The sequence below is a fragment of the uncultured Mucilaginibacter sp. genome (assembly GCF_903893715.1).
Classification (GTDB): Bacteria; Bacteroidota; Bacteroidia; order Sphingobacteriales; family Sphingobacteriaceae; genus Mucilaginibacter.
Map to the genome: position 1 here is coordinate 59,132 of NZ_CAITNG010000142.1, position 10,019 is coordinate 69,150.

At 43.5% G+C, this 10,019-nt stretch carries 13 protein-coding genes; 1 reads left to right on the forward strand and 12 read right to left on the reverse strand.

Annotated features, from left to right (window positions below; genetic code table 11):
* Nucleotides 1-2: 2 nt before the first annotated feature.
* The 11 genes from QZX97_RS17280 to QZX97_RS17330 all read right to left on the reverse strand — a co-directional run bounded on the left by QZX97_RS17280 (nt 3) and on the right by QZX97_RS17330 (nt 8,552).
* The gene (locus QZX97_RS17280) at nt 3-2,417 is read right to left on the reverse strand and encodes a TraG family conjugative transposon ATPase (RefSeq protein WP_295648358.1); all 2,415 of its coding nucleotides are present in this window, start codon (nt 2,415-2,417) and stop codon (nt 3-5) included.
* Nucleotides 2,395-2,682 (reverse strand): plasmid transfer protein, encoded by a 288-nt coding sequence (locus tag QZX97_RS17285; RefSeq protein WP_295648356.1) that lies wholly within the window; start codon nt 2,680-2,682, stop codon nt 2,395-2,397. Before QZX97_RS17285 ends, QZX97_RS17280 begins: the two co-directional genes overlap by 23 nt.
* A complete protein-coding gene (locus QZX97_RS17290) occupies nt 2,682-2,990 on the reverse strand; it encodes a DUF4134 domain-containing protein (RefSeq protein ID WP_295648353.1) in 309 nt (102 codons plus the stop codon). The genes QZX97_RS17285 and QZX97_RS17290 overlap by 1 nt, the downstream gene beginning before the upstream one ends.
* A 230-nt stretch (nt 2,991-3,220) precedes the next feature.
* The gene (locus tag QZX97_RS17295; protein WP_295648350.1) at nt 3,221-3,511 is read right to left on the reverse strand and encodes a DUF4134 family protein; all 291 of its coding nucleotides are present in this window, start codon (nt 3,509-3,511) and stop codon (nt 3,221-3,223) included.
* A 2-nt stretch (nt 3,512-3,513) separates the two neighbouring features.
* Nucleotides 3,514-3,798 carry a hypothetical protein gene (locus QZX97_RS17300; protein ID WP_295648347.1) on the reverse strand — a complete coding sequence of 95 codons (285 nt, stop codon included), beginning with the start codon at nt 3,796-3,798 and terminating at the stop codon, nt 3,514-3,516.
* Nucleotides 3,795-4,145: a hypothetical protein gene (locus tag QZX97_RS17305; protein ID WP_295664836.1), complete on the reverse strand. Its 351-nt coding sequence runs from the start codon at nt 4,143-4,145 to the stop codon at nt 3,795-3,797. The genes QZX97_RS17300 and QZX97_RS17305 overlap by 4 nt, the downstream gene beginning before the upstream one ends.
* Nucleotides 4,142-4,768 (reverse strand): ParA family protein, encoded by a 627-nt coding sequence (locus QZX97_RS17310; protein WP_295648341.1) that lies wholly within the window; start codon nt 4,766-4,768, stop codon nt 4,142-4,144. Before QZX97_RS17310 ends, QZX97_RS17305 begins: the two co-directional genes overlap by 4 nt.
* A gap of 83 nt (nt 4,769-4,851) precedes the next feature.
* Nucleotides 4,852-6,012: a relaxase/mobilization nuclease domain-containing protein gene (locus tag QZX97_RS17315; protein ID WP_295648339.1), complete on the reverse strand. Its 1,161-nt coding sequence runs from the start codon at nt 6,010-6,012 to the stop codon at nt 4,852-4,854.
* 207 nt (nt 6,013-6,219) lie between these two features.
* Nucleotides 6,220-6,630: a plasmid mobilization relaxosome protein MobC gene (gene mobC / locus QZX97_RS17320; protein ID WP_295664838.1), complete on the reverse strand. Its 411-nt coding sequence runs from the start codon at nt 6,628-6,630 to the stop codon at nt 6,220-6,222.
* A 141-nt stretch (nt 6,631-6,771) separates the two neighbouring features.
* Entirely contained in the window at nt 6,772-7,545 is a 774-nt protein-coding gene (locus tag QZX97_RS17325; protein WP_295648334.1) for a site-specific DNA-methyltransferase, read from the reverse strand.
* A 62-nt stretch (nt 7,546-7,607) separates the two neighbouring features.
* On the reverse strand, nt 7,608-8,552 hold the full coding sequence (locus tag QZX97_RS17330; protein WP_295648332.1) for a CHC2 zinc finger domain-containing protein: 945 nt from the start codon (nt 8,550-8,552) through the stop codon (nt 7,608-7,610).
* A 325-nt stretch (nt 8,553-8,877) separates the two neighbouring features.
* Here QZX97_RS17330 and QZX97_RS17335 point away from each other — a divergent pair, with 325 nt between their 5' ends.
* A complete protein-coding gene (locus tag QZX97_RS17335) occupies nt 8,878-9,168 on the forward strand; it encodes a hypothetical protein (RefSeq protein WP_295664840.1) in 291 nt (96 codons plus the stop codon).
* A gap of 19 nt (nt 9,169-9,187) precedes the next feature.
* Here the strand turns inward: QZX97_RS17335 and QZX97_RS17340 are convergent.
* Nucleotides 9,188-10,019, reverse strand: an 832-nt coding sequence (locus QZX97_RS17340; RefSeq protein ID WP_295664842.1) for an RteC domain-containing protein, incomplete at its 5' end; no start/stop codon positions are given.

A 10,019-nucleotide genomic window follows, 5' to 3' on the forward strand; every position in this document is an offset into this window, starting at 1 on the left:
ATTTAACTTTGATTTACTCGTGTAATAAATGCCGGCAGCGATAAACCGCTTGCGGCAAGCGCTGCGACAAAGGCATCCAATCCTTCGGGGTAAGACCCAAACTTATTGGTAAAGCGCTCTACCGCAGATTTCTCCGGTTTTTCCGTAGTGTAGGTAAGGTATTGTTGCAATGACACCTCTACCCCATAAACTTCACCAACAGCACCCCTGCGAATATAAACTTCCTTAAAGCGGCCTCGACCGTCGGTATTGTCGAGCTGGTTAATGGTGAAAATTTTGCGCCGCTCGGTTTCATTGATAGATAAAAGCGCAGCGATTTCGTTGTAATTATCCTTGAACTTGGTCTGGTCAAGCAGGCAAATCGTATCTGAATTATTGATGATGCTGTCCTTTACGACGGCGTTGCCAATGATATCCCCCAATTCCTGGGTTACCACAATCGCTTCCCCCCAAAACTTACGGACAGTTTTATAAAGGTAAAGCAGGTAGCCGGCCATGAGCGGGCTGGCGATGGCTTTCCAGGCTTCCTCCACTACAAGCGTTTTACGGTGGTCAGAACGGTAACGCATCTTCTGGATGAAGACATCCATGATGATCAGCGTGACGATGGGAAAAAGGATTTTGTGCTCCTTTATGGAATCAATTTCGAACACAATAAAGCGTTCAGTGAATAGAGATTTATCCGCTTCCTTGTTTAGGATGGGCGCAAACTCACCGCCTTTATAGAACTTTTTGAGTACGTAACGAAACTCGTCAAAATCGAAAACGATCCTTTCTTCCGTTTTAATTTCGGGTATTTTTTCGAGCGCGAACTCGTAAAAGGTATCAAAGGTCAGTTCCCCATTTTCGGCAAAAAATTTACTGTAATAGGCAGAGATCACATTGGAAACCACATCACGTTCGACCGGGCTGAACGACCCCTCTGCACCTTTCCAGGCTACACCAATCAGTGTACATAAAAAGTCTTTCTTTTCAATATTGTATTCCTCTTCGGTAATCCGGAAAGGGTTCATGGTGATCGGGTTTTTATCTGAATAGGTGATATACTTACCCTTGTAATAGGAGCACAAGCCCGAATAAGAATGGCCGGTGTCCACGATAACCATGTCCATATTGTAGAGCATGTACTGCTCTATCAGGGCATTCATAAAGAAACTCTTGCCGGAGCCACTTGGGCCCAGTACAAACCGGTTACGGTTATTGATCCGCCCTGTTCTCATAACCAAATCCGAAGGGTCGATACCCACCGGTATTCCCTGCCTGTCGGTAAACCTGATCAGGAAATCTGACGGCTCATCTTTTGGCAGGGACTCTTTAAAAAAGAAACAGGCCGCCGCATCGCAGGTGGTTAAAAACCAATCGTAGGGCTTTAGTTCGATGGCATTTCCCGGCAGTGCGCTGCGGAACAGTTCCAGTTGGTTGTAGGCATTTTTACTTGGGATGATCCCTAACTGAAAAAGGGAACTTTCAATAAAATTGCAGGCTTTTTGTAAGGCAGCCTCCGGGGCAGAAACCAGTATATTAAAATGGCAATTCACCAGTAGTTGGTTTTCCCGAGCAACATCATTCAATAACAGATCGATGTCTTCCACACAAAGTAGATTAGCGGGGTCGGGAATACCTGAATGCCTCTTTTTCTTTAGCTCCAGTTTCCGTAAGGTCATAACCTGGTTTGGAATCTCGATCACCTGGTTATAAATGATGATATCGCAACCGGGAACCTTAAAAAGAAAGGAAAGGAAATCCACCGGGAAACCCCGCATACTTTCCTTTTCGTTTAGCTCGATATGGGTACCTACTTCCTGGGGAAGGTCTATGCTGTCAATATTGACAAGCGTGATATTCCTGATGGATTTATCCCCGATTTTAATTTCTGTTTCTGATGGAGAAAGGTTATTCAGACTGATATGGCTGCTTTGGAAGTCCATGCTTAGCATTTGCATCAGCAGGCGGTTAATGCGATCTTCTTTCAGCACTACTGACCCAGAAAGGATGTCCAGCACTTTGCCAATGGCTTGCCGGAAGTCGCGCAATGCTTTGGCATCGTACACATAAAAAGCGCCCTTTTTTACCTGTTGGGTAATGGTCAGGTAAGTGTCCACCTTCAGGCATTCCCTGCCTTCAAAATGGGAATTGAACTTTTGTTGCAGGTATTCGGTAGCCGGTTTAGCCTTGTAGGATGAGCGGCTGATAATGTCCTGTTTTTGGAGTACATACCCGTCGCCTAGAACTTTAACAATGTTGATCAGCAAATGGTGAAACTCTTCATAACCTGCCGGGTAAGCGGAGTACCTGATCACCGGGTTTACCATTTGGATAAGCACCGAACATTCCCCGGTTGTGCCGATGAGCAGGTCATATTCTCCGCTTTTATCTACCCCGACAAATGGGATATTAAATAAGGTCTTTGCGGCCATAATGATTCAGGATGTAAATTGATTTGGCGCGGCTCTTATCGTGAAGGCCGCCTTTTTGTTTGCCTGCGGTATAGAATAAGCCGCCTACCATGCTGCCGATGAGGACAATTGCGCCGAGCCACATGTTGACCAGCGACATCGTTAATGCCCCGAAGACAAGGCCGGCAAGGATCGAGGCTAAACCCCAGTAAATGAATTTTCCTTTAAAGCCTTTGAATATAAGGGGCTTTTGAAGCCCCTTATAAACGGCGTAACGCCTGGCCATTAGGTTAATCCAAAGAATGATTTGATCACCAATGCGGAAACGACGAGAAAGACACACGATCCTCCCCAACCCATTAATTCCTTATTGATATCCTGATCTCCACTGTTCCATTTGGAGTAGACCCGGATGGCACCTACAATACCAACGATGCCGCCGATAACCAGGGTAATATTGGTTACAGGGTCTACATAGGTCTGAAGGGTAGAAGTGGCAGTGTTCAGGCCATTTACACCGCTTTGTGCAAATACCTTAGCCGAAAGGGTCATCAGCACGGCTGATGCCCATAATTTTTTTGTTTTACTAAACATGAAAAAGGAGAAAAAATAAAAGGCGGAGATCTTTTAAGGCTACCTGGTAGATAGCCGGCTATATTGAAATGCGTTCAGATCACGAACAACGCAAAAGCAATCAGGCCCGAAATGGTAAAAACGGTTATCAGCCGCGCGGTTAATCCTGCACGCAGGATCGATTTAAAGAATGTTAAGACAGAGAATCTTTTATAGCTCCCAGAGAAGAAGCTGCTTGAAAAAATGGGCGTTCAGATTCCGAACAACGCCCTTAAAAATGCACCGGCAAGCACCATAAACATCGCGGCAAAAAACCATGCCGCCACATCTGAATCAATCCGCTCTTTGCCCATTTGCCAATTGTGGTATATCTTGACCGCCCCGTTTAAACCGAGCAGGCCTGCGATGACCATTGAGCAGTTAAACGCTGAAAAAAAGGTGGAGGACAGATCGGATTGGGCCTGCTGCATTTCGGAGATACCGGGTTGTGCAAAAGAGATAGCCGATAACAGGCAGCAACAAAAAGTCAGGGAAAATTTCATTTTTAAAAGCTTACAGATTTAATGTATTCAACTGACTCTTCGCGGGCCAGATTAAAAAGTTGTTTGAGGCTGACACCTCCCGAAAAAGCAACGGGAGATTCCTTTCCGGAAACGGTCGATTCTTCCGGGTATGATTTTTCGGGCTCGATGTCCTCCACGAATGTCAGCTCGTGTTTACTATTTTCAGGAGTACTGCGGTTACTCCGCAGGTAGTCCCAAAAGATTATTCCGGCATAATAAAAAGTATAGATGCCAAGCAGCCAAAGGGCAAATTTTATCCATGTCATAAGTCAGTGTTTTGTATAAATTGTTTAATGATTGTTTTAATTTCCGGGTAAGTATCGAAGAAATGTTTAACCGCAAAGGCGACAAACTTAGTTACATCCACATTCGTTGCCATCTTGAATTTATTCATGACATCGACTGTTTGTTTATCAAAGCGGATATGCACCATACTTTTGTTGTCGCTGTTGTCGTAGGCAACGAGCGCTTTTAAAATGGTCGATTCAATTATTTTATCCGCTTTCCGTTTGGCCTTTTTTTGAATGTCTTCATCGGCATTGGGTTGTACGCCATTTCCCTTTTCAACCGGTTTGACCATTTTCTCCCGGAGCTGGTCGGCTAATGATTTCATTTTTTCCATAAGCGGTCTGCAAAAATTTCTTCAAATACCGGGGTGATCACCGGGTAAAGTGATAGCGGGGTTTGATAGGTAGTTATCCGCTGAAAGTCTATACGGTCAGGGATAGCACTGGTTATCTGGCCGAATTTGGAAAGTTGCTCATTCACCTCGCTCATGATTTCAAACTTGACATTGGCTTTTATCCTGTTGGGAATAAAAACAACATCAACTTTTGGGTTCACTTTTTTGAGCACAACGGTAAATAGTACGGTGGATTCAAATGTAAATTCATCATAAGCGAACGGGCATATCACCAGGTCGGCTGATTTAAAAACGGCAATCAGCCCATCGTCATCCAGTTTACCGGGAAGGTCTATAAGCACCGCGTCCTTTTTGTTTTTCGAAAGAACATTATTGAGCACCGGGAAAGTTTCCAGGTTGGCTGGCAGAACCTCATATGGTTCCTCATTTTCCAGCACTTTAGCCTTGTCGTATTTTTGTGAAATAGACTGCTGATAATCCATATCAATAATGGTCACCGGCCAGTTTTTAGCCAGGCTCAGGTAATTCCCTGATAGGACGGTGAGCGTACTTTTTCCTACGCCTCCTTTTTGGTTTCCAAATAAACATATCATAATTTTTCAATGGTGTAAATTGTTTTTAAATGGTATTGAAGCTATCATGAGCAGTAGCTCATGATAGCTTCATGGGTTTTCCCTTAACGGGTGTTAGTTCTTGCTTTTTTTTGCCTGCGGCGTTTCATGCCCAGTACCTGCTGGTCATCTACATCATGTGCGATAAAGATTGGACCTATATAAACAGGCTCTGTTTTATATTCATTGGAACCCGAATCATCTGATAAATAATAGTCGCTGTTTTTTAAATAGGTTTCGTCGCCTTGAAATCCTTGTGCCGTTTTTTCAGTGACGCTAAACTCAACTCCATCAGCTAAAAGATATTTAAGGCTTAGTATCTCACTACCTTTAAAAACCTGCCTTGTTGCATGGTCGATAACGGAATAACCGTAAGGTTTTTTTCCTTCTGATGAATGAAAAACTAAATCAAGCTGGTATTTAGATTTCATCAGGCTGATAAATTCAGGGTTCTTTTTATGAACCTGGAAGAGAGCTTTTAATTCCGTTATTCGCTGCTGATCGGGCCGGTAAGCAGCCAGTTTTTTCTGCAATTTCTTTTCATTGATATAATCCTTGCCTAAATAGCCGAGCCTTTCCAAAATCAGGTAGAATTGGGCCTTAGTGCTAAAATTGTATTGCATCGCGTTGGTATAGCCCAATACTTTATCAATGTTCCTGACTGCTCTTACTTGTTCATAATCACGGTCGATCTGCCGGCCATTTCGATCAATGCGTGAGCTAACGATATGTACATGGTTGTTTCCAGTATCCTTATGAAAAACCATGAGATATGGCTGTTCGCCGTAGCCCATTTCTTTGAGCCATAAAACGGCCACCTGGGTTAGTTCGTGTTTGTTGTAGGTTTTCCCCCGGCTTGAAATGACTGCATGAAATTGGGTATTGGCTACATTCTTATTTTGAGCGGCTACCATCAGCAGATAGTTTACCAGGTCCTGCGGCCTTGGGTTCCTGAGTGCTTGTATTGGGCCGAAATTGGCTGTCAACATCAATTCACCTTTATTACGGTCAACCTTATTGGTATTGTATTTCACGCCTGCAAAACTCCTGGAGGGTTTTTCGAGGATATGTGCAATCATAGGATAAGGAAAATTCGTTACTGTATAACCAGCTACCTGTATAACAGCATATCTGTATAAGTTTGTAACCGGGTAACTAAGTACCTTTGGAAGTGTATAACTAAATAACCCCTTAACAAGATATCCTGGTAACGGTGTATCAGCCAAACAGTATAACCATATATCACGGTAACCGTATATCTTTATATCGAAATATCACCCTAACAATCTATCGGAATAACAACCTATCTGTATATCAGGATAACTTTGTACCGGTGTATCGCTGTAACTTTATATCTGGCTATCATTAGAACAAGCTAACCGTATAACTTTGTACCTGTATATCTTTATAACGGAGTAACCCCATTTTAAAACTCAATTTCCCATAGCCCTGATTATTTTTCGTAACGCTACTTCCAGCATTTGCTGAACCTGGATGTAATCCTCAAATAGTTGATTGAACTTTTCAGCAACCAACGGACTAAGCGCACCCTGAAGTTTAAGCGTGTTGGCATGTTTGGCTAACTGGTTGATGTTATTGCCTACCCGGCCCATTTCAGCCCCGATGACATCAAGGTTCCTGATCAGCTCTTTTGAGTTGATGACAGTCCTTTTGGCATCGGATAAAATCCGCATCCGGATCAGCTCCGTCTTAGAAATGGCCAACTCTTTTTCCAGGTCGCTGACCGTTTTATATTCGTCTTCAGTAAACCGCACGTTGATAAATTTGGTGCGTTTCCCCTCTTTTAATTTGGGCCTCCCACTTAGCTTTTTAAGGTCATCCATAGAAAAACGAGTTGCGAGTTTTTTAAATCCCCCCTGGAAGGGCAAGAGACTTTTTGTGTAACAAAAAGACATCTTGCCGTTGCAAAAACAACGGAATTTGGGATTATTAAATTAGCCGTTTGGTGTCTGGCAACACAACTGTTAGGTATAAAATAAGAAATTCGGTGGGGGCTCCGCCGCTATCCGCTGCCTGGCAATTTTTACGAAATCAACCGGCTTTATCTTGTGGTGGTAAGCGCCACTGTTTTTCTCAATCCCTATAAACTGACGGGATTCCCGAATGGCTGCAATCAAAAATGAACCGCAGCCACATGCATTATCCAAAACAATGGCCCCTGGTGTCGTAAACGTCCTGATGAGGTACCGGCCAAGGTCAACCGGCTTTTGAGTCGGGTGGTAGGGCCTTGTTTCTTCATGTTCACAGGTCTTGCAATAAAACCAATCGTCGGGTTCTTCCTCGTCAAAAAATAAAATATCAAAGGGGTAACGATTGCCATCGCTGATCGCATGTGACGGGTTATATAAACCATAGCTTCCGGTTGTCTGCTTTTTACGCCACCCTTTATTATAGGCTTTCCCAGGAATCATTTGAGGGTGGTATTCGGGTTGTTTGTTATAAAATATACAAATATCCTCATGCCTTCGCAATGGCTGTTTATTTGCATTGAGGAAGTTGGTGGATTTCGATTTAATCCAAACGATCTTGTATTTGAACCATGCCGGATTACTAAGCATCAGATAACCGGTAAATATGCCGGCCGATGTCAAAGCAATTGCACCATTCGGTTTGATTACCCGCGTGTACTGCTGCCAAAGCAAATTAAAATCGATGGGAATATCCCAGGGATTGTTGGTGGTACCATAGGGTAAATCGCATAAGACCATATCAACAGACTTATCCGGAAAGTAACTCATGACCTCTAAACAATCTCCCTCTGTTACGCAATTAAGGTAAGGCGCAAGCGAAGGAATCATAACTACCGTTCAAAAGGAACCTTTATACCGGAAAAGAATTCACTGGTTTTCCTTTCGTCAACCACAGCTTCGTTGAGTTGTGCCTTAATTTTGTCATTGTAATCGTTGTAACCCTCATAGGCTTTTGACCGGTCGGTTGCATAAGGCAAGGACTTTAAAAACTCTTTGGTCGCCAGAAAACCCTGTTTATCCCGGTCAAAATAAATGTCGATGGAAGAATAGGCTTTGGCCTTTTCAACTCCCCTGGTCAGCATGGTGATCGTGTTTAAAACGATGATGGAATGGTCTGCTTCTGGGTTTTCAAACCGCCAGCTTAGATAATCAATAAAACCTTCAAATATGGCCGCCTTTTTTTCATGTCCCCGGATAACGGTGATGTCCTTCCGACCAATACAGCCCTTAAAGAATTTATTACGGACCTCCCACCCTGAACTTTCGTTTTGCCAGCCGGCAGCAAAGAAATGCTTGCGAACGCCTTCGTCATCTTCAAGGTAGTAATATACTTCGCGAAGGCATTTTTTTGCGGTTTCAAATATGCCGCGCGTTTTAAGGTAGGTAGTAATTGCCGGATGTGTGCCCAAGGCTTTAACCTGTTCTACAATATGATAGGGTACTCTGGGCTTTTTTTCGGGCTTAAACGTCGTAGCGGTTCCCGATTCGATTTGGCAAGTGTCCTGTAGTTTCCTTACAACCTCATTAAATCCAAGATGTTTCCAGTAAGCCAGTCCAAAATCAATGATATTGCCGCCTTTGCCAGTCCCATGGTCAAACCAAACCCCAAGTTCGTCATTAACAGAAAACGATGGGTCGGTATCATCTTTACGCAGCATACTGACATACATTTTTTCTCTACCCCGTTTGGGCACCGGCTGGTACCCCAGGCGGCTCAACAGTTCGACTATTGAACCTCTTTCCTTAAGCTCTTTTGCAGTTAGTAAATTGGACATAGTATTTTATTAATTAAGTTTAATATTCAAATTGATAGGTATATCGTTTTAAAAAACGTGGTACCGGCAGCGGGTATCGAACCCGATAATTCATTTCTGCCGGTATATAAGTTCGGGACTACTCACGTCGAATTCTACAATTCGGGCTACTTGCCTGCCAATGCGTTTTCGGTTTGATATGATCTCACCTTCGCAAAATTTCCTGGTGCTAACAGGATAATGCTTCATCCCCAGATGTCAAAGACCTATTGTTTGCCGGCAAGCCGGCTGACCACCGCCAGTGCAGATGGAAATGTCCCTTCAGCAGGCATGCCGGAAACCCGGTATGCCTGCCGTTGTTCACGTTATCAATGTTCTGAAGGAGATGCTTTGCTGCCAAAAAGAAAATAACCCAGACAGCGTAATCATTTTTCGTGCGGACATTCTATTCACCGCGGTTGATAGACAACCATGGAGAATTGCGTTTTGCCGTTTGAAAAATATATTGTGCAGCTTCATTGGGATCAAAATTGAAGCTTATGGAGATGGGCTTTTCACTACCTTTTCGGTAGTACCGAAAATTAAATTTCCATTAAAAACAAAAAAACCGGCCGCGATGAACCGCCGGCATATATAAATCGTTCCTATATTGTTGATCAGGCAAGATCGTCTTCCATTTTCTTTAAGATCACTGCTTTCATCTGATCAATAAATTTAGTGCTGCTCAAACGTTTGCGGCTTTCCAGTTCGGAAAAGCGCTTCCTGAAATTCCCTAATTTCACGGCGAGGACATTTTCGAGCCACCTGATAATTTCATTCAGGCTGGCGTTGCCTTCATTGAGCTGACCGGTCAGCCAGATTCCATAAGCCAACTCGATTAGGTTTGCTTTATCACCAGTCCATTTTATTGATACCTCCGGTCTGTCTTGTAAGTGGTTTTTAACTTCCGGCAAATAAATTGCCCGTAACAAGTATTCCTGAATTTGTTCATTGGCGATAAACCTTGAAAAGAAATAATCCCCTATGGTCGTATCCCGGCTGATGTCGAGTGGCTGATCGATGATGGGTTGGGTGATTTGTCCGCCAAGTGTGAAATAGGCTTTATCCAACTCTGTCCCCTCATGCAAATAGTATTGGTAAAGAAACTGGTGTTTAGCAAAAAAATTCCGGATATATTTTAGCTCTTGCTCGTAATAGCCGAAAATCGCGTCCTGTTCGCCGACCGGTCGGCCGGTTTCAATTTTAAAGATTTCGGTTTCGTAAATATAGATCGCTTTGAACTGCGGTTTTACGGTTTTAAAGAAAGCAATTTCCTCATCGTCGTCCTTAAACAGGTGGCTGTCTAGTTGCAGGGTCAAATCGTTAAGGGCGTTTCTTACACTGTTCAATTTCCCGCGCACCTGTTGGGCAGGCGGGATACCCATGTCGTTAAATTCTTCCACGTCTTGCCTGAGTTCCTGCAAGCGGGTTATTCCGTTTTTTAAAATC